The organism is Microbacterium yannicii PS01 (assembly GCF_000304335.1).
Taxonomy (GTDB): Bacteria; Actinomycetota; Actinomycetes; order Actinomycetales; family Microbacteriaceae; genus Microbacterium; species Microbacterium yannicii_A.
The window spans coordinates 39,081-64,183 of record NZ_CAJF01000025.1 but is presented as its reverse complement, the minus strand read 5'-3'; the positions used below and the strand labels follow the sequence as shown (position 1 = coordinate 64,183).

At 70.6% G+C, this 25,103-nt stretch carries 21 protein-coding genes; 4 read left to right on the top strand and 17 right to left on the bottom strand.

What is annotated here, in order from left to right:
• From WYM_RS14015 to WYM_RS13990, 6 genes are all read right to left on the bottom strand, one after another.
• A partial coding sequence (locus tag WYM_RS14015) for a DNA glycosylase AlkZ-like family protein (RefSeq protein ID WP_019181478.1) occupies positions 1-4,028 on the bottom strand: 4,028 nt, incomplete at its 3' end.
• Positions 4,029-4,077: 49 nt separating this feature from the next.
• Positions 4,078-4,260 (bottom strand): PspC domain-containing protein, encoded by a 183-nt coding sequence (locus tag WYM_RS14010; RefSeq protein WP_019181477.1) that lies wholly within the window; start codon positions 4,258-4,260, stop codon positions 4,078-4,080.
• Positions 4,261-4,348: 88 nt separating this feature from the next.
• The gene (locus tag WYM_RS14005; RefSeq protein ID WP_019181476.1) at positions 4,349-4,534 is read right to left on the bottom strand and encodes a PspC domain-containing protein; all 186 of its coding nucleotides are present in this window, start codon (positions 4,532-4,534) and stop codon (positions 4,349-4,351) included.
• Between the two features lie 39 nt (positions 4,535-4,573).
• Positions 4,574-6,268 carry an ABC-F family ATP-binding cassette domain-containing protein gene (locus tag WYM_RS14000; protein WP_019181475.1) on the bottom strand — a complete coding sequence of 565 codons (1,695 nt, stop codon included), beginning with the start codon at positions 6,266-6,268 and terminating at the stop codon, positions 4,574-4,576.
• A gap of 256 nt (positions 6,269-6,524) precedes the next feature.
• A complete protein-coding gene (locus WYM_RS13995; RefSeq protein WP_019181474.1) occupies positions 6,525-7,193 on the bottom strand; it encodes an alpha/beta hydrolase in 669 nt (222 codons plus the stop codon).
• 31 nt (positions 7,194-7,224) lie between these two features.
• Positions 7,225-7,848 carry a hypothetical protein gene (locus tag WYM_RS13990; RefSeq protein ID WP_019181473.1) on the bottom strand — a complete coding sequence of 208 codons (624 nt, stop codon included), beginning with the start codon at positions 7,846-7,848 and terminating at the stop codon, positions 7,225-7,227.
• A gap of 95 nt (positions 7,849-7,943) precedes the next feature.
• Here WYM_RS13990 and WYM_RS13985 point away from each other — a divergent pair, with 95 nt between their 5' ends.
• Positions 7,944-8,531: an NUDIX hydrolase family protein gene (locus WYM_RS13985; RefSeq protein WP_019181472.1), complete on the top strand. Its 588-nt coding sequence runs from the start codon at positions 7,944-7,946 to the stop codon at positions 8,529-8,531.
• Positions 8,532-8,653: 122 nt separating this feature from the next.
• The gene (locus WYM_RS20320; protein ID WP_019181471.1) at positions 8,654-10,270 is read left to right on the top strand and encodes a hypothetical protein; all 1,617 of its coding nucleotides are present in this window, start codon (positions 8,654-8,656) and stop codon (positions 10,268-10,270) included.
• A gap of 150 nt (positions 10,271-10,420) precedes the next feature.
• On the opposite strand, the gene WYM_RS13975 is transcribed toward WYM_RS20320, so the two are convergent.
• The 3 genes from WYM_RS13975 to WYM_RS13965 form a co-directional block, all read right to left on the bottom strand.
• Positions 10,421-11,494, bottom strand: a complete 1,074-nt coding sequence (locus WYM_RS13975; protein WP_019181470.1) for a threonine aldolase family protein — start codon at positions 11,492-11,494, stop codon at positions 10,421-10,423.
• Positions 11,495-11,650: 156 nt separating this feature from the next.
• Positions 11,651-12,337, bottom strand: a complete 687-nt coding sequence (locus WYM_RS13970) for an SDR family NAD(P)-dependent oxidoreductase (protein ID WP_026059825.1) — start codon at positions 12,335-12,337, stop codon at positions 11,651-11,653.
• Complete coding sequence (locus tag WYM_RS13965; protein ID WP_019181468.1) at positions 12,330-13,826, bottom strand: DUF6421 family protein; 1,497 nt, start codon at positions 13,824-13,826, stop codon at positions 12,330-12,332. Before WYM_RS13965 ends, WYM_RS13970 begins: the two co-directional genes overlap by 8 nt.
• Positions 13,827-13,908: 82 nt before the next feature.
• On the opposite strand from WYM_RS13965, the gene WYM_RS13960 reads away from it, so the two are divergent.
• Entirely contained in the window at positions 13,909-14,355 is a 447-nt protein-coding gene (locus WYM_RS13960; protein ID WP_019181467.1) for an Lrp/AsnC family transcriptional regulator, read from the top strand.
• A 148-nt stretch (positions 14,356-14,503) separates the two neighbouring features.
• Complete coding sequence (locus WYM_RS13955; protein ID WP_051008137.1) at positions 14,504-15,475, top strand: diacylglycerol/lipid kinase family protein; 972 nt, start codon at positions 14,504-14,506, stop codon at positions 15,473-15,475.
• Here the strand turns inward: WYM_RS13955 and WYM_RS20315 are convergent.
• From WYM_RS20315 to hydA, 8 genes are all read right to left on the bottom strand, one after another.
• Positions 15,444-17,111: a CoA-acylating methylmalonate-semialdehyde dehydrogenase gene (locus WYM_RS20315; RefSeq protein WP_019181465.1), complete on the bottom strand. Its 1,668-nt coding sequence runs from the start codon at positions 17,109-17,111 to the stop codon at positions 15,444-15,446. The two genes, WYM_RS13955 and WYM_RS20315, sit on opposite strands and share 32 nt — an antisense overlap.
• 58 nt (positions 17,112-17,169) lie before the next feature.
• A complete protein-coding gene (locus WYM_RS13945; protein WP_019181464.1) occupies positions 17,170-18,501 on the bottom strand; it encodes an aspartate aminotransferase family protein in 1,332 nt (443 codons plus the stop codon).
• A 117-nt stretch (positions 18,502-18,618) separates the two neighbouring features.
• A complete protein-coding gene (locus WYM_RS13940) occupies positions 18,619-19,773 on the bottom strand; it encodes an ABC transporter substrate-binding protein (protein ID WP_019181463.1) in 1,155 nt (384 codons plus the stop codon).
• Between the two features lie 87 nt (positions 19,774-19,860).
• On the bottom strand, positions 19,861-20,742 hold the full coding sequence (locus tag WYM_RS13935) for an ABC transporter permease (RefSeq protein ID WP_019181462.1): 882 nt from the start codon (positions 20,740-20,742) through the stop codon (positions 19,861-19,863).
• On the bottom strand, positions 20,739-21,587 hold the full coding sequence (locus WYM_RS13930; protein WP_019181461.1) for an ABC transporter ATP-binding protein: 849 nt from the start codon (positions 21,585-21,587) through the stop codon (positions 20,739-20,741). The genes WYM_RS13935 and WYM_RS13930 overlap by 4 nt, the downstream gene beginning before the upstream one ends.
• Complete coding sequence (locus tag WYM_RS13925) at positions 21,587-22,567, bottom strand: ABC transporter permease (RefSeq protein ID WP_083866242.1); 981 nt, start codon at positions 22,565-22,567, stop codon at positions 21,587-21,589. Before WYM_RS13925 ends, WYM_RS13930 begins: the two co-directional genes overlap by 1 nt.
• Complete coding sequence (locus WYM_RS13920) at positions 22,564-23,598, bottom strand: TIGR03842 family LLM class F420-dependent oxidoreductase (protein WP_019181459.1); 1,035 nt, start codon at positions 23,596-23,598, stop codon at positions 22,564-22,566. Before WYM_RS13920 ends, WYM_RS13925 begins: the two co-directional genes overlap by 4 nt.
• Before the next feature lie 64 nt (positions 23,599-23,662).
• A complete protein-coding gene (hydA, locus tag WYM_RS13915) occupies positions 23,663-25,096 on the bottom strand; it encodes a dihydropyrimidinase (protein ID WP_019181458.1) in 1,434 nt (477 codons plus the stop codon).
• Positions 25,097-25,103: the final 7 nt, after the last annotated feature.

The following is a 25,103-nucleotide window of genomic DNA, read 5'->3' as shown; positions in this document are numbered from 1 at the left end:
GGGGCGCGCCGGCTGATGCGGTGCGCCTGCGATCCGCCCGAGACCAGGCTGCGCACCGGGGCGAACGTGTCGTTGGAGACCCGGCCGCTCCAGGTGAGGCGCCACAGCGCCTCAACGACGGACTGCTCGTTCTCGGCACCGGTCAGCTGGCGCAGCTGGGCGGCGAAGAACGCCCCGCCGGCATCCAGGGTCGCGAGCAGCTGGGCGTCGAGCGAGCCCGGTGCGACCTCTCCGGCCTCGTCGGGCGGGCTCAATGTCAGCGGCACCGCATCGGCGGGGTGCAGGGCGATCCATCCGTCCCGCCCGGCGAGGCTCCCGTGACCTGACCAGACCACCTCGCCGGTGGCGGTGAGCTCGTCGAGCATGCCGGGCGTGTAGTCCGACACCCGTGCCGGAAGGATCAGCGACTCCCACGCGCTGGCGGGGATGGGCATGCCGGCCAGCTGCTCGACCACCGCGGCCACCCCGTCGATGCCCTCGAGCGGGCGCACCGCGTGCTGCCACACCGGAAGGAACCGGGCGTACGCGTCTTGCGGGACGGGCTCGACGCTCCCGCGAATGGCCGCGAGCGAGCGCATGCGCAGTCGCCGCAGCACTTCGGAATCGCACCACTCCGAGTCGTCGCCCGTACCGCCCGCGGCCGGACCCGACGACGCCGGCAGGAAGAACCCGCTCGAGACACGGCCCTGCGACTCGAGCCGCTGGAGAGTGTGCCGGGCGACCGCGACGCCGATGCCGAGGCGCTCAGCCGCGGCATCCGCCGTGAACGGACCGTGCGTGCGCGCGTACCGGGCGAGCAGGTCGCCCAGCGGATCGGCCAGCGGCTCGAGGAAGGCGTTCGGGATGCCGACCGGGAGCGCGGCCCCGAGGGCGTCGCGCAGGCGCCCGGCGTCTTCGATGGCCGCGACGCGCGTCACCCCGGCGATGGTGACGGGAATCGCGCGCCGCGCCGTGACCAGTTCGTCAAGAAGGGCGGATGCCGCGGCCGCCGTCGCGGGTTCTCCCTCGGAGTCGCCCTCCAGGCGCACAGCCACCTCGGCCGCCGCGAGCGGCCCGAGCAGGCGCAGCAGATCGGCGACGCCTTCCAGCCCGCGCGCACGGCGCTCGGGATCGAGCCGCTGCGCCTCGCGCTCGAACTGCGCGATGACGTCCGGATCGAGCAGCTCGCGCATCTCGACCTTGCCGAGGAGCTCGCCCAGCAGGGCCGGGTCGACCGACAGCGCCGCCGCCCGGCGTTCGGCCAGCGGCGAGTCGCCTTCGTACATGAACGCGCCGACATATCCGAAGAGCAGGTCGCGCGCGAAGGGCGAGGGTTGGGGCGGCTCGGTCTCGACGAGCCGGATGCGGCGGTCGCCGATGCTGCGGGCGATCCGCAGCAGGGCGGGGACGTCGTAGACGTCCTGCAGCACCTCGCGCAGCGTCTCGAGGATGATGGGGAACGTCGGATAGCGCCGGGCGACCTCGAGCAGCTGCGCCGAGCGCTGCCGCTGCTGCCACAGCGGGGTGCGGCGCCCTGGGTTGCGGCGGGGCATGAGCAGCGCGCGGGCGGCGCACTCCCGGAACCGCGAGGCGAAGAGGGCGGAGCCGCCCACCTCTTCGGTCACGATCTGCTCGAGCTCATCGGGATCGAAGACGAAGAGCTCGGCGCCGGGGGGCTCTGCCGCGGCATCCGGGATCCGGGCGATGATGCCGTCGTCGCTGGCGACCGCCGAGCCCTCGACCCCGAGCCGCTCCCGGATCCGTGCATTGACGGCCAGCGCCCACGGCGCGTGCACCTGCATGCCGTACGGGGAATGCAGGATCACGCGCCAGTCGCCGACCTCGTCTCGGCCGCGCTCGATGGTCAGCTGCCGGTCCGTGGGCAGGGTGCCGGTCGCCTCGCGCTGCTCGGCGAGATAGGCCAGCAGATTGCCCTGCGCGTAGTCGTCGAGGCCGGCGTCCCGCAGGCGCTCCTCGGCCTTATCGGCCTTCGCCGTCGACACCTCGCGAGAGAACTTGCCGAGCGCTTCGCCGAGCTCGGCCGGGCGCCCGATGCCGTCGCCGTGCCAGAACGGCACCTTGCCGGGCTGGCCGAACGCGGGCACCACGTTGACGCGATCGTGGGTGATCTCGACGATGCGCCAGCTCGTCGTGCCGAGCGTGAACACGTCGTTGACGCGCGACTCGTAGACCATCTCCTCGTCGAGCTCGCCCACGCGGGCGTTCGAGGACTCACCGGCGATGAAGACGCCGAACAGCCCGCGGTCGGGGATGGTGCCGCCGCTCGTCACCGCGATGCGCTGAGACCCCGGCCGGCCCGTGATCACGCCGAGGTCGCGATCCCACACGACCCGAGGGCGCAGCTCGGCGAACTCGTCGGAGGGGAAGCGGCCGGCGATGAGGTCGAGCGTCGCCTCGTAGGCCGAGCGGGGAAGCGAGCGGAACGGCGCGCTGCGCTTGAGGGTCTCGAACCAGCCCTCGACGTCGAGCGGACCGACCGCGGCGGCCGCCACCGTCTGCTGCGCGAGGATGTCGAGCGGATTCTGCGGGATCGATATCGCCTCGATCTGGCCGGCCAGCATGCGCTCGGTGACGATCGCCGTGTGCAGCACGTCGCCGCGGTGCTTGGGGAAGAGCGCGGCGCGGCTGACCTCGCCCACCTGGTGCCCGGCTCGCCCGATGCGCTGCAGGCCCGATGCCGCGCTCGGCGGCGCCTCGACCTGGATCACGAGGTCGACCGCGCCCATGTCGATGCCCAGTTCGAGGCTGCTCGTCGCGACGACGCAGCGCAGGATGCCGGACTTCAGCTCGTCCTCGACCTGGGCGCGCTGCTCCTTCGACACCGATCCGTGGTGCGCCTTCGCGAGCACCGGATCGGCGCCGGCGGTCGCGCCGGCCTGGGCCATCATCGCCGCGGGCACGGCGGCGTCGGGAAGGTCGAGCCCGAGGCGCTCGGAGTAGATCTCGTTCAGGCGACCCGTGAGCCGCTCGGCGAGGCGACGCGAATTGCAGAACACGATCGTGGAGCGGTGCTGCACGATGCGGTCGACGATCGCCTCTTCGACGTGCGGCCACACCGAGCCCGTGACCTCGGTCTCGCCGGCGCCGGTGGCGCGGCTTCGCCCGCCGGCACCCGCCGTGCCGTCGGCGAACCAGTCCTCGTCGATCGCCTCGGCTACGGGGAGCGTCTCGTCCGTCGTGCCCGGGTCGGCGGCGTCGCTCGTCCAGGCGCTGGGAGGGGGCGGCGGATTGAGCATGTCGTCGATCGGGACGACCACCTTCATGTCGAAGGCCTTGCTCGCGCGAGGCGCGACGATGTCGACCGGCGCTGCGCCGCCGAGGAACCGGGCGACCTCGTCGATCGGCCGCACTGTCGCCGAGAGGCCGATGCGCTGCGCGGGCGCCGCCTCCGGGTCGAACGACTGGCGCAGCGCCTCGAGCCGCTCCAGACTCACCGCGAGATGAGCACCGCGCTTGGTCGCCGCGACGGCGTGCACCTCGTCGACGATCACGGTGTGCACGTCGCGCAGCGTCTGCCCGGCCTGGCTCGTCAGCATGAGGTACAGCGACTCGGGCGTCGTGATGAGGATGTCGGGCGGCGCCGACACGAGCTTGCGCCGGTCGCTCGACGTCGTGTCGCCGGAGCGGACGCCGACGGTCACGTCGGGGACGGCGATGCCCAGTCGCCGCGCGGACTGCCCGATGCCCACGAGCGGCGAGCGCAGGTTGCGCTCGACATCCACTCCGAGCGCCTTCAGCGGCGAGATGTAGAGGATCCGGGTGCCGGGTGGCGGGGCAGCGGGTGCGGCTCTCTTCCTCCCCTTCGCGGGGGCGGATGCCGGGGCCACCGCCTTCTCGTGGAAGACCCGGTCGATGGCCCAGAGGAAGGCCGAGAGCGTCTTGCCCGAGCCCGTCGGGGCGACGACGAGCGCATGCCGCCCGGCCGAGATCGCCTGCCATGCGCCGATCTGCGCGTCGGTCGGGGCGGGGAAGGCGCCGCGGAACCAGTCCTGCGTGGCAGGACCGAACCGCTCGAGGACGTCGCCCATCCCTCCATCTTCGTCGCTCGCACCGACATCGGGGCGGGGTTGACGCCAGTCAGCGCTCGGTCGGCACGACGATCCAGAGCAGGATGTACGCCCAGAGCGACAGGCCGAAGAACACCACGGCGACGATCGCGAGGATCCGGACGAGCGCGACGCTCCAGCCGAACCGGTTGGCGACGGCGAGGCAGACGCCGGCGAACCAGCGTCCTTGGCGGGGTCTGACGAGTTCGTTCATCTCCCCAGCCTGATTCACCGCTCGCCCTGCCGTCACGGGTGCAGGCCCCCGATTGCCGGGCGGGTGAGCCGCCCATCGGTGCGTGCGATCAGCCGCGCTCGAGCGGGATCAGCAGCCAGAGGATCAGGTACAGGCCGATCGACAGGCCGAAGAACACGACCGAGCCGGCCATGACCACCCGGATGACGGTGGCGCTCATCTCGAAGCGGTTCGCGATGGCCGCGCACACGCCGCCGATGACGCGGCCGGTGCGGGGACGGACGAGGACAGCCATGGGGCCATCGTGCCGTATCCGTCCCCGCGCCGGTACCCCTCACCGCTCGGCGAGGGTCCTCTCGGTGAGCGTGCCGTCGTGGTCGAGCTCGAGGACCAGGTCCACGCCGATGCGCTCGAGGAACGCGTCGTCGTGGCTGACGACGAGCACCGCGCCGCGATAGGCCGCGAGCGCGTCGACGAACTGGCCGACCGTGTCGAGATCGAGGTTGTTCGTCGGCTCGTCGAACACCAGCAGCTGCGGCGTCGGGTCGGCCAGCAGCAGCCGTGCCAGCGCGACGCGGAACCGCTCGCCGCCCGACAGCGTCGCCACCGGCCGCTCCACTGCCGCGCCGCGGATGAGGAACCGCGCGAGCCGGTTGCGCAGCTCGACCGTCGGGACGTGCGGCGCGGCGGCGGCGATGTTCTCGAGCACCGAGGCGGCGTCATCCAGGCCGGCGTCCTCGAGCCCGCCCACGCGCTGCGGCAGGTAGCCGACGCGGTCGGTGTGCAGCTCGGCGCGTACCGAACTCCTGAAAAGCGGGTTCGCATCGACGGGAGAAGCCGTTTCGGCCCCGTACGCATCGGTTTCTCCGGAGTTGCGTCCGGAGACACCGACCAGCCGCTCGAGCAGCGTCGTCTTGCCCGCGCCGTTCGGCCCGATGAGGGCCACGCGCTCGCGACCCTGGACTGTCCACGATCGCTCGCCGTCGCCGAGGGTCGCGATGCGGCGCCCCGCCGGAACTCCGGGATCGGGCAGGTCGATCCTGATGCTGTCGTCGTCGCGCACGCGGCGCTCGGCCGCGTCCAGCGCGGCGCGGGCGCTCGCCTCGCGGTCGGCCTTCTCGCCGCGGAGCTTTCCGGCCGACACCTGTGCGGCCATCTTGCGTCCGCCGGCGATGATCTTCGGCACGCGCTTCTCGAGCTGCGCCTTCCGGCCCATCGCCGCGCGTCGCGACAGCGTCGTCTCGGCCTCGATGCGCTCCCGCTTCTCTCGCCGCAGCGCCGCGGCTGCGGCGGTCTCGGCCTGACGGGCCGCGCCCTGCTCGGCGTCGAGCCACGCCCGCCATTCCGAGTAGGGGCCGCCGAAGACCGACAGCTCGTCGGCATAGAGCTCGGCCGTGTCATCGACCAGCTCGAGGAGCGCGGTGTCGTGGCTGACCACGACCAGCGCGCCGCGCCAGCCGCGAACCATCTCGGAGAGGCGCGCACGGGCGTCTCGATCGAGGTTGTTCGTCGGCTCGTCGAGCAGTGCGATCGGCGCTCCTCGCAGACGGATGCCGGCGATCGCGGTCAGCACCGCCTCGCCGCCCGAGAGCTGCCCGACGCTGCGGTCGAGCATGTCGGGGCGAAGGCCCGCCTCGGCGAGCGCGGCGTGGGCGCGCGCCTCGACGTCCCAGTCGTTGCCGACCGCGTCGAAGTGGCGCGGGTCGGCGTCGCCGGACTCGATGGCGCGCAGCGCCCTCAGCGTGTCGCCCACGCCGAGCAGGTCGGCGACGGGACGCGTGACGTCGAGCGTCAGGCGCTGCGGCAGGTATGAGACGTCCGCCGTCGTGGTGACGTGCCCGGCCGACGGGGTGAGCTCGCCGGCGATGAGGCGCAGCAGTGTGGACTTCCCCGAGCCGTTCCGCCCCACCAGGCCAGTGCGGCCGGCGCCGAACGAGCCCGACACGTCGGAGAGGGCGGCGGTGCCGTCGGGCCACGCGAACGAGACCCGGTCGAGGACGATGGATGGAGTGAGGGTGTGAGCGGGCATGAGGCCTCCAGTGACAGTCATGCGCTGACACCGGTGCCGGCGATCGCCCGGATGCTCCGGTCCTGAGAGGACGCCGGAGCCGCGGGGAGGCGGCGGATCGACGGTCAGCGCGGAATCGGTGCGCTGTCGTCGAGAGTCGACGGAGCAGCGCGATTACAGCGCGGTCGCGTCGATGAGCTTCAACGGATTTCCTCACGTCGGGAACAAAGCCGTGAACACCATAGCGGATGCCTCGGCCGTTTGTCTGCCGGTCGGCTCAATCCGCCGCGGACGCGAGGTCGGCCAGGCGCTTGTCGAGGAACACCCGCACGTCGTCCAGCTCCTGCTCCGACACGCTGTGCGTCAGGCCCGGGTAGACGCGGCCGCTCAGGTCGGCGTGCGCTGGCAGCCACTGCGTCGTGTGGTCCACGAGGAACGGCGGGATGACGTCGTCGTGGGTGCCGCGTCCCCAGAACACCGGCGGGCGTCGCTCGGCCAGTTCTGCGTCGCCCGGCAGATCGCCGGGAGTCGCGTACCCCGACAGGTTCACGGCGAAAGCGAACCGCTCCGGATCGAGCCGCATCGCCTGGAGCGACACGGCGCCGCCCTGGGAGAAGCCGAGAAGGCCGATCGAGTCGAAGGCGCCGGCCGCGGCATCCGCCCACTCGATCAGTCCGTGCGCTGCGGCGGTGACGTGCGAAACGTCACGACCGTCGAGACCGTCGATCGCGTACCAGGAGTACCCCGGAGTCGGGAACGGCGGGGCCAGCGGCGCGCGGACGGCCGCCACGACGAACTGCGCGGGGAGGTGGGGGACCAGCGCGAAGAGGTCCCGCTCGTCGGCTCCGTACCCGTGCAGCAGCACGAGAAGGGGCCGGCCCGCTCGTTCGGCGGGCTCGACAGACCACAGGACGGCCGCCAGGTCGAGAGGCGCGTGCGAACTCACGGATCCATCCTGCCGTCTCGGCGAGCGCGCGTCAGATCTTGATCGGGAAGGTGGTCAGGATGCCGACGCCGACGATCGCGACCACGACCGCCAGCCCCAGCAGCACGCGGCCGATCCAGGTGCGCACGTCGCGCTGCGACATCGCGGTCAGGAAGAGGACGAGGGCGAAGAGCACCGTGAGCAGCGAGTAGTTGTCGCCGCGCTGGTTGTCGCCGAGCGCCTTGGCGAACTTGGCGTCGGCCCTCGCCGAGAGCTCGGCGGCCTCGACTTCGCCCGGCGGGACGTACTCGTCGACCGCGAAGGGGCCGTTCTCCTGCATGCCGTCGGCCTGCCACGCGTCGAAGGCGACCGCGAAGTGCGGGGTGAAGCGGTCCTCGATGTACTGCACCAGCTCGGTTTCGCCGTCGGCGTTCGCGAGCACCCACTGCGCATAGATGGTGAGATCGAACTGCTGCGCCGCCCGCGCCTCGCCCTCGGCGCTCGTCGCCTGGATGCGCGCGCCCGACGCCTCACTGAAGGCGATCGACATCTCGCCGCCCCACTTCGATGACTCGAAGCCGCACCACGCGGTCATCACCGCCATGACCGAGAGGAGGAAGACGCCGACGATGTCCTGGATGCGGCTGAACGTGGTCTGGGGTGCATCGTTCGACATAGCGCTCCTCCACGGGTCTGCCGTCAGCGTACCGATCCACATGCCTCACGCACCGATATCGGTGACGTTCGGCCGCGAAGCGGTATACAGGAGTCATGTCCGTGCGCACCCCCGACCCCGAGCCGTCGGGCGACGAGCCGTTCGGCCCGCCGAGCGGCAACGTCTCGAACCCGGCCTGGCTGAGCGACATCGAGCTCGAAGAGGCCCGCCGGCGCATCCCGATGCTCTACGTCGAAGCCGTGCCGGTGCGCACCGACGGCATGGGGCAGGTGATCGAGGTCGGCATCCTGCTGCGGGCCACGCCCGTCGGCGAGATCACGCGGACCATCGTCTCGGGCCGCGTGCGGTACGGCGAGACCGTGCGCGATGCCCTCTTCCGGCACCTCGAGAACGACCTCGGTCCGATGGCCTTCCCCCTGCTGCCCACCCAGCCGACGCCCTTCACCGTGGCGGAGTACTTCCCGATCCCGGGCGTCAGCGCGTTCCACGACGACCGGCAGCACGCCGTCTCGCTCGCGTTCGTGGTGCCTGTGACGGGCACGTGCGAACCCCGCCAGGACGCGCTCGAGGTGACCTGGATGGCGCCCGCCGAGGCCGCGTCCGATGCGCTGGCGGCCGAGATGGAGGGCGGCCGCGGCACCCTCATCCGGCTCGCTCTCGCGAGCGTCGGCGCGCTGCGCTGACCGGCGTCGCCGCCCGCCGGAGCGGGTCGGCCGATCTCGCTTTCCACATGCGGTTCCCGCCGGCGAGGTGGGAACGGTAGTCTTCCCCGTGGTCGGGGGACCGCCTGAGATCTGGAGACGTCATGTCGGAATCCTCCGAGCCCCACGAGCACGCCGCGTCGGAAGCCGCCAGCCCCTTCGACAGCCTGATCGGCTCAGCGGCTGTCGCCGATGACCGCCCGGACTTCGCCACCACCTTCCGCGGCTACGACAAGGACGAGGTCGACGCGACGATCGCGGGCCTGCAAGGCCGCGTGCAGGCTGCGACCGACGAGATCGCGCAGCTGAAGCAGCACCAGCGCCGTGCGGGCGCTGCCGTCGCGCAGAGCCGGGCGAAGTCCGAGCGGCTCGAGACCGAGCTCGAGGCGACCCGGGCACAGCTCAGCGGCGAGCTCGAGCGCCTGCGAGCCCAGCTCAAGGGCGAGCTGCAGGACGAGGTCGATGCGGCGGAGGCCAGGCGCGGCGCCGAGCTCGAACGCCTCACCGCCGAGGTCGAGGCGGCCCAGGCGGAAGCGTCGACCGCGCGGGCCGAGAGCGGTGACCGCATCGGGCAGCTGCAGGCCGAGCTCGCCGCGGCGACCGCGCGCGCCGCCGACGCCGAGCATCAGGTGCAGGCGCTCGCCGAAGAGCTGGCCGGGACTCCCGCCGAGACTCCGAGCCGTCGCCAGTTCGACGAGGTGCTGCGCGTCGCCGAGGAGCAGGCCGGCGTGCTGCTCCGCAACGCCACGGTGCAGGGCGACCGGCTGCTCGAGGCTGCGCGCGAAGAGATCGAGAACCGCCGGAGTTCGGCGCGCGCCGAGGCGGAGGCGATCATCTCGCAGGCGCAGCACGAGGCCCAGCAGGCGCGGCTCAAGATCGACACCGAGCTGACCGCGCACGATGCCCGCCTCGAACGTGAGGGCGCGCACGCGGCCGAGAAGATCTCGCAGGCCGAGCGCGAGGCGGCGGCAATCCGCTCCGAGGCCGAGAAGGGCGCCGCGGCGCTGCGTTCCATGGTCGCTCGTGAGACGGCGCGCGACCGCTCCGAGGCCGAGGAGGCGGTGCGGGAGCTGCGCGTGCGCGCACTCGAGTTCGAGGCATCCCTCACCCGCCGGCAGGATGACGCGCATCAGGAGTTCCTGGTGCTGCACAACCAGGCTGTCGCTCATGCGGAGCGCATCACGCAGGACGCCAACGAGCAGGTCACCGCGTCGCTGGAGCACGCTCAGCGCGTGGCCGGCAAGGCCGAGGACTTCGAGCGTCTGATGCGCGCCCAGTCGCAGCAGATCGAGGCGGACGCGCACATCCGGGCCCGCGAGCACCTCGACCAGGCGCGGTCCAAGGCGCAGCGCATCATGGAGCTCGTCACCACCCACTCGGAGTCCGTGCTGCGCGATGCCGAGGACCGCACCCGCCAGCTGAGGTGGCAGCAGCACCAGCTCACGAGCTTCATGGCCGAGGTCAAGGAGCTCATCCGGCCCGACGCCGCCGTCGGAACGGTCGCCGATGGCGCTGCGCCCGCGGCGACCGACGCCGCAGCGAAGGATGCTCCGGTCGACGCTCGTGCCGAGGACGAGCGCGAGGTGTCGGTCGAAGACATCGACGCGGAGCTGGCCGAGCTCGTCGAGGCCGTCGACGGCGACCACGCCGGAGGATCCGCGGCCGAGGGAGCGAAAGCCCAGGGCGCGGAGATCGAAGGCGCCGAGGCCTCGGAGTCCTGAGCCGCGGGCCGACCGGCGGAGAACTCGGGCTCTACAGGAGGCTTCCCAAGCCGATCGTCCTGTGGAAGGCCGAAACTCCTGTGCAAGCCCGCTCGAGGACCGGCCCTCCCGGGTCTCCCGACCGCGGGAGAGAGGTCCCGCGGTCGTGGACTACGCGGCTGCGGTGGTCTCGCGGGCGATCGCGGCGATGAAGGCGTCGATGTCGTTCTCGGACGTGTCGAAGCTGCACATCCAGCGAACCTCGTTCTTGGCGGCATCCCAGTCGTAGAAGCGGAACGACTCGCGCAGACGGTCGGCGACGCCCGCCGGCAGGGTCGCGAACACGCCGTTCGCCTGCGTCGGCTGCGTGAAGGCCACGCCGCGGATCGAGCCGTCAGCGAGGCCCGCCTCGACGCCGGCACGCAGGCGCTGCGCCATCGCATTCGAGTGCGACGCGTTGCGCAGCCACAGGTCGCCCTCGAGCAGCGCGACCAGCTGGGCTGACACGAACCGCATCTTCGACGAGAGCTGCATGTCGAGCTTGCGCAGGTAGGTGAGTCCGCGGGAAGCGTCGGGATTGAGCACGACGATCGCCTCGCCGAGCATCGCGCCGTTCTTGGTGCCGCCGAAGCTGAGCACGTCGACGCCGGCGTCACGGGTGAACGAGCGGAAGGGCACGCCGAGGGATGCCGCGGCGTTGGAGATCCGGGAGCCGTCCATGTGCACGTTCATGCCGAGGCCGTGCGCGTGGTCGGCGATGGCCCGGATCTCGTCGACGGTGTAGAGCGTGCCGAGCTCGGTCGACTGCGTGATCGAGACGGCGAGTGGCTGCGCCCGGTGCTCATCGCCCCACCCCCACGCCTCGCGGTCGATGAGCTCGGGGGTGAGCTTGCCGTCGTCGGTGGGCACGGTGAGGAGCTTGATGCCCGCGACGCGCTCGGGCGCTCCGCCCTCGTCGACGTTGATGTGAGCCGTCGCAGCGGCGACCACCGCGCCCCAGCGAGGGAGCATCGACTGCATGCCCACGACGTTCGCCCCGGTGCCGTTGAAGACCGGGAACGCCTCGACGCCCTCGCCGAAGTGGTGCGCGAACACCTCCTGCAGCCGTGCGGTGTAGGCGTCCTCGCCGTAAGACACCTGGTGTCCTTCGTTGGCGGCGGTGATGGCCGCGAGCACCTCGGGATGGATGCCGGAGTAGTTGTCGGATGCGAAGCCGCGCAGGTTCGGGTCGTGGATCGTGGTCACGGGGGTCCAATCTAGTCGGCGGTGCGGAAGCGTGCCCGAGCGCAGGCTGGGGGTGGCGTTCGCCGGCCGCCGCCCTCGCAATAACGCAACGAGTTCCGCGAAGAGGGCAGGCTCAGCCTGCTGGCGGGCACGCATCAGCCGCCGATCGGGGCCGCATCAGGACGACGGGGGAGTGAGTTCGACGATCGTGTCGTTGATCCCGTCGGCACCAGCGACGAACAGGTCGGCGTAACTGCGCGCGAGGCGCTCCTCGAGGCCCTCGAGCGCCTTCACGCGGAAGATGACGGATGCCGCGCGCAGCGGCTCGCCGGAGTCCCGGGCCGCCTTCGCCCAGCCCTGCGCGACAGCGCGCGCCCAGGCCTCGGTCGCGGCCTTGACGGCGGCGTAGTTCGCGCCGCCCGCGAGGGGCCGCGCGACCGCCGTCGACGAGACGACGGCGAGGCGCCCGGCGCCGGACGCGAGAAGGTCCGCGTCGAACGCTCGGCTGACGTGGCGGAGCGCCGTGAACGACCGCTCGAGGAACCGGTAGTCGGCGTCGGTCTGCCCGGCGAGCCCGCCGCCCCCGCGCCAGCCGCCGACCAGGTGGAGCACGCCGTCGACGGGTCCCTCGTCGGCGTGGACCCGGGCGGCGAGATCGGCGACCTGAGCCTCGTCGGTCAGATCGCACACCTCGATGCGGGTGCCCGGAGCCTCGGTCGCCAGCGCCTCGAGCTTCGCCTCGTCCCGCCCGACGCCGATCACACGCGCGCCCTGGCCCGCGAGGATGCGCGCCGCCGCGAGGCCGGAGGCACTCGTCGCCCCCGCCAGCAGCACGAGTTTTCCCGAGGCGCTCGTATCAGTCATGGCCGCCCGTGATGCCGGCGGTCGACTCGATCACGGGCTTCATCTTCTTCGCGAGCGCCTCGTAGAACATCGACAGTGGGAACTCGTCGTCCATCACGGCGTCGGTGAAGCCCTTCGGCGCGCCCGTCAGGATCTCGTCCGGCAGGCCGCGGGCCCAGGCCGACGCGGGATGGGGCGTGAGGGTCGAGCGGACCAGCTCGTACGCGGCGAGCCAGTGCGCCGTCTTCGGCCGGTCGATCGAACGCCAGTACAGCTCGTCGATCGCGTCGGCGAGGGCGACGACGGCGTCGGGCACGTCGTCCCAGTCGAACGCGAGCGACGTGTCGGTCCAGTGCAGAACGCCGCGCTGGTGCAGCCAGGCGAACAGCAGCTGGCCGCCCAGACCGTCGTAGTTGCGGACCCGCGAGCCGGTGATCGCGAACCGGAAGATCCGGTCGAAGATCACCGCGTACTGAACGAGTCTCGCGTGGTCGAGCATCTCGACCTCCGCCGCTGTCAGTGCGTCGGCGGGCCCAGCAGCCGCAGCGGGCTCAGCAACCGTCGCCGGTCCCTGAGCCTGTCGAAGGGCCAGCCGCTTCTGGATCGCCACGCACTCTCGGAAGGCCGTGAGGTCGCAGCGCAGCTCCTCCAGCGAGTACAGGAAGTACGGCATCCGCTGCTTGATCATGAACGGGTCGAACGGCAGGTCGCCACGCATGTGCGTGCGGTCGTGGATGATGTCCCACATCACGAAGGTCTTCTCGGTGAGCGCCTGGTCGTCGAGCATGCGCGCCGCGTCGGCCGGAAGCTCGAGCTTCGTGATCTCGGCGGCCGCCCGGACCACCCGGCGGTAGCGCGCGGCCTCGCGATCCTGGAAGATCGCGCCCCACGTGAACGGCGGCGTCTCGCGCATCGCGACCGTCTCGGGGAAGAGCACCGCGCTGTTCGTGTCGTAGCCCGGGGTGAAGTCGAGGAACCGCAGCGAGACGAACAGCCGGTTCGTGTACTCGCTCTCGAGCTGGCCGATGAACTCGGGCCAGATCACCTCGACCAGCACCGCCTCGACGAACCGGTTGGACGAGCCGTTCTGGGTGTACATCGGGAAGACGACGAGATGACGGATGCCGTCGATCCGGTGCTGCTGCGGCTGGAACGCCACGAGCGACTCGAGGAAGTCGGGAATCCCGAAACCCTCGTCGGCCCACCGCTCGAAGTCGCGAACGGATGCCGCGAGGTAGTCGTCGTCGTGGGGGAAGAGCGGCCGCAGCTTCTCGATCGCGGCGGTGATCGCGGCGACATGCTCGCGTGCCTCGGAGAGACTTTCGGCATCGGGGATCGAACCGTCCTGCGCCTGAATCGTCTGCAGCGCGATCGCGGCCGCCTTCAGCGACAGCCACGCGGGAGACGTCTCGACGGCCTCGGCGAGCGGTCCCTGAGACTGTCGAAGGGCGTCCTCGAGAACCTCGGGCTCTCCGACGATGGACTTCGCGGTGTGCGCGGTCATGGGCATGGGAACCTCCGATCTTCGAGGAAGAGGGCGTAGACAGGAATATTTCCGGCTGAAGCCGGATCTGACAGGTATTCTTCCATGTATGGAGGATCCTGTCGATCAGCGGATCGTGCACGAGGTTTCGCTCAACGCCCGCGCGACCCTCGCGGAGCTCTCGGTCGCCGTCGGGCTGTCGGTGTCAGCGGTGCAATCGCGACTGCGGCGGCTCGAGACCCGCGGCGTGATCACCGGCTATCGCGCGGCGGTCGATCCCGAGGCGGTGGGCAAGCCGCTGTCGGCGTTCATCGAAATCACGCCGCTGGATCCTGCGCAGCCCGACGATGCGCCCGAGCTGCTCGAGCACCTCGCCGAAATCGAGGCGTGCCACTCGATCGCCGGCGACGCGAGCTACATGCTGTTCGCGCGGGTGGCGTCGCCGCGGCATCTCGAATCGCTGATCCGCGACATCCGTCTCGCCGCCTCGGTCAACACGCGCACCACCGTCGTGCTGCAGACGTTCTACGAGAACCGCCCCATCCTTCCGGCGTGACGGGACCGGGCTCTGGCTTACAGACTTCGCAGATCGCCGCGAAGCTCGCAGATTTCCGGTGATTCGCTGCGAGGTGCGCGCGATTCTGCGAAGCCTGTGAGCGATGACCAGGGACGGGCCGCGGTTGTGGGCGGGGTAGCCTCGGGCCATGCCGTCTGCGCCGCCCTCGCCCTCCGCCGCCACCGGACGTGGAGTGTTCATCGTGCGCAACGCGCAGTCGGGCACCGCGGTGCTCCGTCTCGACCCCGCGGGGCTTCTGGCCGAGCGGCTGCCCGAGGCCGTCGTCCGCGAGCTCGGCGAAGGCGACGACCTGGGCGAGATCGTCGCGGCCGCGATGGCATCGGATGCCGCGCCCTCGGTGCTGGGCGTCTATGGCGGTGACGGCTCCGTGTCGCGCATGGCGCAGCTGGCACGTGAGCACGGACGGCCGCTGCTGGTGCTGCCGGGCGGCACGTTCAATCACTTCGCCCGGTCGGCGGGCCTGACTGACGTCGCCACCGCCCTCGACGCGTTCGAGGCCGGCACCACGATCGAGGTCAGCGCGGTAGAGGTGACGGCGGGTGACGCCGCCCCGATCCTGGCGCTCAACGCCGTCTCGGTCGGCACCTACCCCGAGCTCATCGACGAGCGCGAGCGGCACCGTGCCCGGCTGGGCAAGTGGCTCGGCGGGGTCGTCGCGGCCTGGCGGACCATGCGCGGCGCCGAGGCGATCACCGTGGCCCGGGACGGGCGCCGGGCGCGCGTGTGGTCGGTGTTCGTCGGCGTCGGACGGAACGATCCGCGACGCGTCGCGACGATGCAGCGCGAGCACCTCGAAGAGCCGGTGCTCGACGTGCGCATCCACCACGCGCGCGGCACGCGCGCCCGGGCGATCGCGTCGCTCGCCTTCGGCCGGCGCACCGCCGCCGTGCTCCGCGCACTGCGCCTCATGCCGCCGCGATCGGACGTCGAGCGCCTGGTCGTCTCGGAGTTCGAGGTGACGGTCCGGCCGGGGCCGGGGCATCCGTCGGTCTTCGTGCACGACGGCGAGCTCGAAGAGGAGCCCGGCGACGAGTTCACGCTGCGCTGCGTCGCCGTCCCTCGAGCGATCACCGTCTTCGTCCCACCGCGCGAGGTGTGACCTCCTTCAGGGCCGTGCCCCGGTTTCGCTCCCTCAGCACACCCGACGTGGGCGAGTTCGGGACATGAGACGGAGGAACCGGGACACCGGCCTCACGTGCACTCAGGAGTGCTGGGGGGAATCCCAGGTTCAGGCCGCCGTGCGACGGATCGAGCCAGCGCGAGGTGACCGCCTTCTCGGCCGTGAAGAACTCGAAGGCGTGCGGGCCGTATGCCTTGGTGTCGCCGAAGTGCGAGGCCTTCCAGCCGCCGAACGAGTGGTACGCCACCGGCACCGGGATCGGCACGTTGATGCCGATCATCCCCACCGTGGCCTCGTGCTGGAAGCGCCGGGCAGCGCCCCCGTCGTTCGTGAAGATGGCGGTGCCGTTGCCGTAGGGGCTCGAGTTGATGATCTCGAGGCCGTCTTCGTAGCCCTCGACCCGCACGACCGACAGCACCGGCCCGAACACCTCGTCGGCGTACACCGAAGAGCTGGTCGGCACCTTGTCGATGAGGGTCGGGCCGAGCCAGAAGCCGTTCGGGTCGCCGTCGATCTCGACGTCGCGCCCGTCGACCACGACCGCTGCGCCGTCCGACGCGGCCACGTCGATGTACGAGGTGACCTTGTCGCGGTGCTGGCCGGTGATGAGCGGGCCCATGTCGCAGCCGCGCATTCCGTCGCCGGTGCGCAGCGTCGCCATGCGCTCGGACACCTTGCGCACGAACTCGTCGGCGACCGTGTCGACGGCGAGCACGACCGAGATCGCCATGCAGCGCTCGCCGGCTGAGCCGAAGCCCGCGTTGACGGCGGCATCGGCGGCGAGGTCGAGGTCAGCGTCCGGCAGCACGAGCATGTGGTTCTTCGCGCCGCCGAAGGCCTGCACCCGCTTGCCGTGCGAGGTGGCCGTCTCGTAGACGTACTTCGCGATCGGCGTCGAGCCGACGAACGAGATGCCGCGCACGTCGGGGTGCTCGAGGAGCGCGTCGACGGCCTCTTTGTCTCCGTGAACGACGTTGAAGACGCCGTCGGGGAGGCCGGCCTCGGTGAGGAGCGCGGCCATCCAGTTGGCCGCGGTCGGGTCCTTCTCGCTGGGCTTGAGCACCACCGCGTTTCCGGCCGCGAGCGCCACGGAGAAGAACCACAGCGGGACCATCGCGGGGAAGTTGAAGGGACTGATGATGCCGACGACGCCGAGCGGCTGACGCAGCGTGTAGACGTCGATGCCGCTCGAGGCGTTCTCGGTGTAGGCGCCCTTGGTCAGGTGGCCGACGCCGCACGCGAACTCGACGACCTCCATGCCGCGGGCGATCTCGCCCAGCGCGTCGGAGAGCACCTTGCCGTGCTCGGCGGTGAGGATCTCGCCGAGCTCGTCCTTGCGCTGGTTCAGCAGCTCGCGGAAGCTGAACATCACCGCCTGGCGCTTCGCGATCGACGTGTCGCGCCACTGCACCCACGCCGCCGAGGCGACGTCGACCGCGTGCCCGACATCCTCCGTCGATGCGAAGCGCACGTGCTTCTGCACGGTGCCGAGCGCCGGGTTGAACACGTCGCCGCTGCGCTCGGACGCCCCCGCCCACGGCGCACCGTTCACCCAGTGATCGAGGACCGTGGTCTCGGTGCGCTCCTCGTCGGTGCGCTCCATCATGTCTGTCATCGTGTTCCTCCTTTGGAAGTCCCTCGAGCCCTTCGTGGCGACTCGGGACGTGCGCGCGTCAGAAGAGGTCGTCTTCGACGCTCGTCAGAGCTTCATCGTAGATCGACATCGCCTGAGCCACCTCCCCGGTGGTGACCACGCAGGGCGGGACGACGTGGATGCGATTCTCCGCCGTGAACGGCAGCAGCCCCCGCGTCATCAGCTCCTTCTTCAGCCGGCCGATCACGTCCGGTCCGACCGGTTCGCGCGTGTCGGCGTCGGCGACCAGCTCGATCGCCCAGAAGACGCCTTCGCCGCGGACCTCTCCGATGAGCCGGTGTCGCTCGGCAAGGTTCTGCAGGCCGGGCCCGATCGCCTCCAGACCCACCTGGCGCGCGTTGTCGACGATGCCCTCGTTCTGCATGGCGTCGATCGAGGCGACGATGGATGCCGCGGCCAGCGGGTGCCCGGAATACGTGAGTCCCCCGGGGAAGATCCGGTCGTCGAAGGTGCTCGAGATGTCCTGCGAGATGATGACGCCGCCCACCGGCACGTAGCCGGAGTTGACGCCCTTCGCGAAGGTGATGAGGTCGGGGACGACGTCGGATCCCTCGAACGCGAACCAGCGACCGGTCCTGCCGAAGCCGCACATCACCTCGTCCAGGATCAGCACGATGCCGTACCGGTCGCAGAGCTCACGCACGCCGGCCAGGTACCCCGGCGGCGGCACGAGGATGCCCGCGGTCCCTGGAACGGACTCGAGCAGGATCGCCGCGATGGTCGACGGCCCTTCGGACTGGATCACGCGCTCCAGGTGGTGGAGGGCGCGCTCGCATTCCTCCTCCGGTGTCGTCGCCCAGAACTCGCTGCGATACAGATAGGGCCCGAAGAAGTGCACGTGTCCGCGGGCGTACTGGTTCGGCATCCGTCGCCAATCGCCCGTCGCGACGATCGCCGCCCCGGTGTTGCCGTGGTAGGAGCGGTACGTCGACAGCACGGTGTCGCGGCCGGGGTTCTGACGAGCAGCGTGAAGACGCGCCATGCGGATGGCGTTCTCGATGGCGTCGGCCCCGCCGTTGGTGAAGAACACCTTGGCGAAGCCGGCCGGTGCCTTGTCGAGGATGCGCGCCGCCGCTTCGCCGCGCGTCAGGTTCGCCGTCGCCGGGCCGATCGTGGCGAGCTCGGCGGCCTGCGCGCGAATCGCCTCGACGACGGCCGGATGCTGGTGACCGATGTTCACGTTGACCAGTTGGCTCGCGAAGTCGAGCATGCGATTGCCGGCGTGGTCCCAGACGACGGTTCCCTCGCCGCCGGCGATGACGGGCAGGTCCAGACCCGCCTGCGCCGACCACGAGTGGAACACGTGGTCGCGGTCCAGCTGCTTCGCGCGCGTGTCGAGGTCGTCGGTCATATCGGCTCCCGATGATGGAACGGCTCGTGTGAGGCAACGTTCGTCGCTCGGCGACCGAGGGTCAAGAGACAACCCGGCCGCCGAGCGGACGAAGCAGGACGGAACGTCCGGGCGGTGTCAGTTGCCGCCTTCCTGCAGCTCGACCTCGATCGGCGCGAAGTCGTCGCCGGTGAGATCGACGCCGTCGGCTTCGAGCTCGTCCAGCGCCTGCTGGATGTACTCGTTCGACCAGGCGCTGGCAGGCGGCTCCTCGGTGATCAGGTGGGCGCCCGTCTCGTTGACGGCCGCCAGAGCACCGTCGACGGTCTGCTGCCAGGCGGCCTCGTCGATGATGCCGATGCCGTCCGGCGAGGGCCAGATGAGCCTGTTGATCTCGTTCATCATCCACAGCTCGTGGCTCGGACCCCATGCGGATCCGTTCGCGAGGGTGATCTCGGCGGCGTCCTCCGGGTTGTCACGCGCGAACATCCAGCCCTTGACCACGGCCTTGAGGAAGGCGACCGCGGTGTCGGCGTACTCCGCGTCGCTCTCGAGCCGTTCCGTGTCGGCCCAGATCGCGTCCTGCAGCATGGCGCCGACGGTGTCCTGATAGCTGATGACGTTGAAGTCCTCCGGCTGGTAAAGCTCGCCGGTGTCGGGGTTCGTCGTCTCGAGCAGCTGCGCGTACTCGTTGTACGTCATGGCCTGTGCCGCGTCGATGTCGCCCTGCAGGAACGCGTTCATGTTGAAGTCCTGCGTGATGATCTGGACGGTCGTGGAATCCAGGCCCTCCGCAGCCATGGCCGCGAAGATCTCCCACTCGTTGCCGAACCCCCACGAACCGATGGTCTTGCCCTCGAAGTCGGCGACGGACTCGATGCCGGAGTCCGCCCACGACACCTGGAGCGTGCCGGAGCGCTGGAAGATCTGCGCGATATCGGTGAGGTTCGCGCCGGCCTCGATCGAGCCGAGCACCTTCGGGACCCAGGCGATCGCGAAGTCGACGTCGCCGTTGGCGAGGGCGTCCTGCGGCACGATGTCGCCGCCGGACGGGATGATCTCGACGTCCAGTCCCTCCTCCTCGAAATAGCCTTGATCGATGGCGGCGAAGTAGCCGGCGAACTGGGCCTGCGGCAGCCACTGGAGCTGGAGCTTGACCGGGGTGAGCCCGCCCGCCTCGGCATCCTCGCTCTCCGCGGGGGCGCCGCCACCGCCGGAGCATCCGGCCAGCAGGAGTGCGGCCGACAGCGCGAACGCGCCTGTCGCGAGCGAGCGACGTGTGCTGTGTCTCATGTCGATCCTTTCTGTCCCCTTACGGGATTTGCTGTGGTGGTGCAGAGCCGGCCTCGCGGGACGAGGACGAGGGGGAGGCGGCGCGCGTCATCGTGCGCCTCCGGCGGGGATGCGGCGCAGCACGAGCCACTCGAGCAGCGCGGTGGCGAGGTAGAAGACGAGTCCGAGGGCGATGGCCGCGGCGACGTACGCCCACGCCCGGGCGTACGCGCTGGTCGCGGCGGAGGTGGCGATGAACGTGCCGAGCCCCCCGCGCGGCCCGCCGAAGTACTCGGCGACGAGGGCCGAGATCACGGCGAGCGAGCTCGCGATGCGGATGCCGGTCATGAGGTAGGGCACCGCGGTCGGCAGCGTCACCATGCGAAAGGCCTGGGCACTCGAAGCGGCGTAGACCCGCATCAGGTCACGATGCACCGGCCGCGTCTGGCGAAGCCCGCGCAGGGTGTTGAGGAACACCGGGACGAAGGCGGCGAGCGCGGCGATCGCCTGCCGGCCGAACTGGCTGTCGGCGCCGAACATCGAGTTCAGGACCGGAGCCAGGGCGACGATCGGAACCACGGCGAGCGATGCGACGATCGGCGCCGACATGCCGTCGATCGCGCGCCAGCGGGCGGCGAGCGCCGCGAGGAGGATCGCCACGAGCGTCCCGACGACGAGCCCCACGAGTGCGTTCGTGCCGGTGACGAGGGTCGCCTGCAGGATGGCGGAGGAGAACTCGATCAGCTGCTGGAGGATGGCGGCGGGACTCGGCAGCAGGTAGTCCGAGACCCCGACCACGCTCACCAGGAACTGCCACAGCGCGAGACCGAGGAGCCCGACGACGATCGGGGCGATGACGCGCAGGCGGCGCTCGGTCGCCGGGCTCCAGCCCTGCGGCGTGACAGACGCCGGTCGCTGAGCCCGCTCCGATCCCTGAGCCCGCTCCGGTCCGTGAGCCCGCTCCGGTCCCTGAGCCTGTCGAAGGGTCATCGCTGCTCCCTGCCCGCGCCGGGGACCGGCGCGCCGTGTAGCGCCTCGCGCACCGCGGTGACGCGGGCGAAGAACTCGGGGGTCTCGCGGAGCGAGTCCGCGCGCGGCAGATCTCCGCCGAACCCGGTCGAGATGACGGTGGTGATGCGGCCGGGCCGCGGCGACATCACGACGACGCGGTCCGACAGGAACACCGCCTCGGGGATCGAGTGGGTGACGAAGACGACCGCGGCGCCGGTCTCGGCGGCGATGCGCGACAGCTCGGCCTGCATGCGCTCCCGGGTCATCTCGTCGAGCGCGCCGAACGGCTCGTCCATTAGCAGCAGTCGCGGCTGCTCGGCCAGCGCACGGGCGATCGCGACGCGCTGCTGCATACCGCCGGAGAGCTGATCCGGGTACCGGTCCGCGAAGTCCGACAGGCCGACGAGGTCGGCGAGAGGGGCCACGCGGGCCTTGCGCTGTGCCGAGCCGACGCCGTGCACCTCCAGCGGCAGTGCGATGTTGGCCGCCACCGTGCGCCACGGGAGCAGCCCCGCCTGCTGGAAGGCGATGCCGTAGTCCTGATCGCGCCGCGCGCGCGCGGCAGGCTTGCCGAACACCTCGATCGTGCCCGAGGTCGCGGTGTCGAGGTCGGCGATCAGCCGCAGCAGGGTCGACTTGCCGCAGCCGGAGGGACCGATGAGCGAGACGAACTCGCCCTCGCGGACCGTGAGCTCGATGCCGTCGAGCGCGGTCACGTCGCCGGCCTTGGAAGGGAAGACCTTCGAAGTCGCGCGGACGCTCACCGCAGCGGCGCCCGCCTCTGAGCCGGCGGACTGCGCTGCGGGGGTGTGTCGAAGGGTCATCAGGCTGCCTCTCCTCGGCGGTAGTCCTTCAGGAGCAGTCCGAGCAGCGCCACCGAGCCGGCGGCGACCAGCCCGAGAGCGATGGCTCCGAAGATCGGTCCCCATGCCTTGGCGGGATCGCCGGATGCCTGCCCGGCGAACTGGATCAGCAGCCGCCCGATTCCGCCCTGCAGGCCCGTCGAGACCTCGGCCACCACCGCTCCGATGACCGCGTTCGCAGCGCCGAGCCGCAGCGCCGGAAGCAGATAGGGCACGGATGCCGGCAGCCGCAGCTTCATCAGGGTGGCCCAGTACCCGGCGGCGTACGTGTGCATGAGCTCGGTATGGATGCGGTCGGGCGATTGCAGCCCACGCAGCGCTCCGACGGCGATCGGGAAGAAGGCGAGATACGACGCGATGAGTGCCACCGACATCCAGTCCTGCCATTCGAATCCGCCGATCTCGATGCGCGAGCCCCAGCTCTTGACGATCGGCGCGAACGCGATGAGCGGCACGGTCTGGCTGAGGATGATCCAGGGCAGGAGCCCCCATTCGGCGAGACGCCAGCGCTGCATGATCAGGGCGAAGGCGAAGCCCACGATCATCCCGACGAGCCACCCCACCGCTGCGATCCCGAGCGTGGTGAGGGCGCCGACGGCGATGACCCCCCAGAGCGGAGGCGATCCTTCCTGCCGTGTGACGGGCGCGAGGAGGCGTCCGGCCATGTCCCAGACGTGGGGCATCGCGAGGTCGGTGGTGCGGGGAAGGATTCGCAGGCCCGCCACCAGCACGCCGTCCTCCGGCGCGAGGAGCTTGTACAGCTCCCACGCGATCACGACCGCGGCGACGCCGACGACGCCCCACAGCCACGGCGCCGCCGAGCGACGCGACCGTGGGCGGGGCGCCCGGGCCGGCCGGGAGGGATCGCCCGGCGCGGGGGGCCGCGAAAGAGCAGGCTCCTGGCCGCTCCCCGGTGCCGGCGCCTGTCGAAGGTCGGTCATCTCTTGGCGTCCACGTGAGTCTGAAGCGCGGGAATGACGGTCTCGCCGTACACCCGCATCGTCTCTTCCTTGTTGTCGTGCTGCAGATAGCCGGCGAACTGCGTGACACCCAGCGCGCGCAGCTGCTCGAGCTTCGCGATGTGCTCGTCGGCTGTGCCCAGGATGCAGAACCGCTCGACGATGTCGTCGGGCACGAAGTCGACATGGTCGTTGTCGGCCTTGCCGTGGGTGTTGTAGTCGTAGCCCTGGCGACCCCGGATGTAGTCGGCCAGCGCGTCGGGGATCGCTCCCGCCTCTGTTCCGGCACTGTGATGCCCGTACTTGGCGACGATGTCGGCCACGTGGTTGCCGACCATCCCCCCGAACCAGCGGCACTGCTCGCGCATGTGCTCCCAGTCCTCGCCGATGTACATCGGCGCGGCGACGCAGAACGACAGCGACTCCGGATCGCGTCCGGCGGCCGCCGCGGCATCCTTCACCGTCTTGATCATCCACGCGGCGATGTCGACGTCTGCGAGCTGCAGGATGAAGCCGTCGCCCACCTCGCCGGTGAGCTTCAGCGCCATGGGCCCGTAGGCCGCAACCCACACCTCCAGCTCCGATCCGCGGCTCCACGGGAACTGCAGCGTCGCGCCCCTGTAGTCGACCGGCCGCGAGTTGGCCAGCTCGCGGATCACGTGGATGGACTCGCGCAGCTCGGCCATCGTGGTGGGTTTGCCGTTGGTCACCCGCACGGCGGAGTCGCCGCGACCGATGCCGCAGACGGTGCGGTTGCCGTACATCTCGTTGAGCGTGGCGAAGACGGATGCCGTGACCGTCCAGTCCCGCGTCGCGGGGTTCGTGACGAACGGGCCGACGGTCACCCGCTTGGTCTCGGCGAGGATCGCCGAGTGGATCACGTAGGGCTCCTGCCACAGCAGGTGCGAGTCGAAGGTCCACACGTGGCTGAAGCCGTGGGCCTCGGCGAGCTTCGCCAGCTGGACGGTGCGCGCGGCGGGCGGGTTGGTCTGCAGTACGACGCCGAAGTCCATGTCTCTCCTTTGCGGTCCCTGAGCCTGTCGAAGTGCGCTCCGACAGGCCCAGCGACCGGTTGTCTCAGATCAGGTACTGGCTCAGGCCGCGCTTGAGGAAGCGCCCGTCGCCCTTGGCGCCGAGGTACTCGCCGTTGTCGACGATCACCTTGCCGCGCGAGAGCACCGTGTCGACGTGCCCGTCGATCTCGAACCCTTCCCACGCCGAGTGGTCCATGTTCATGTGGTGCGTCGCTGCCGAGATCGCGGTGTGGCCGTTCGGGTCGTAGACCACGACATCGCCGTCCGCGCCGGGCTGGATGACGCCTTTTCTGCCGTAGAGGCCGAACATGCGCGCGGGAGTCGTGCTCGTCAGCTCGACCCATCGCTCGAGCGTGATCTTGCCTGTCACGACGCCCTGGTACATGAGGTCCATGCGGTGCTCGACCGAGCCGATCCCGTTCGGGATGGCGCGGAAGTCATCGAGGCCCAGATCCTTCTGGCCCTTCATGCAGAAGGGGCAGTGGTCGGTCGAGACCATCTGGATGTCGTTGGTGCGCAGCGCCTGCCACATGTGGTGCTGATGGCCCTCCTTGCGGCTGCGCAGCGGCGTCGAGCACACCCACTTGGCGCCCTCGAACTGCCCCCACTCCTCGCTGAACCCGCCGAGCTGCTCTTCGAGCGAGAGGTACAGGTACTGCGGGCAGGTCTCTCCGAAGACGTTCCAGCCCTGGTCGCGCGCCCAGGCGATCTGATCCACCGCCTGCTTCGAGCTCACATGCACCGTGTACAGGGGCGCCCCGGTGAGGTTGGCGAGCATGATCGCGCGGTGCGTGGCCTCCTCCTCCATCTGCCAGGCCCGGGCGATGCCGTGGTAGTACGGCGCCTTCTTGCCCGCCTCGGCCAGCTGGGCCGCGAGCACATCGATCGCCGGGCCGTTCTCGGCATGCATCATCGTGAGCAGCCCGGTGTCGGCCGACACCTGCATGGCCTTCAGCACCTGCGCGTCGTCGGAGTAGAAAACCCCCGGGTAGGCCATGAACAGCTTGAAGCTCGAGACGCCCTCGTCCAGGAGCCCCCGCATCGCGGCGAGCGAATCGTCGTCGACGCCGCCGACGATCTGGTGGAAGCCGTAGTCGATGGCGCAGTTGCCGCGCGCCTTCTCGTGCCAGGCCGCGAGGCCGTCCTGCACGCGCTCGCCGTAGCGCTGCACGGCGAAGTCGATGATCGACGTCGTGCCGCCCCACGCCGCCGCGCGGGTGCCGGTCTCGAACGTGTCGGAAGCCGCGGTGCCGCCGAAGGGCAGCTCCATGTGCGTGTGGGCGTCGATGCCGCCGGGGATGACGTACTTGCCGGTGGCGTCGATGACCGTGTCGACGGAGGCCGCGACATCCGTTCCCAGAAGCTGCGAGCCGGGGGCGAGCACCGCGACGATGGTCTCGCCGTCGATCAGCACGTCCGCCTCGCCCCGCCCGGTCGCCGAGACGACGGTCCCGCCGGTGATCAGTGTGGTGGTCATGTCGGTC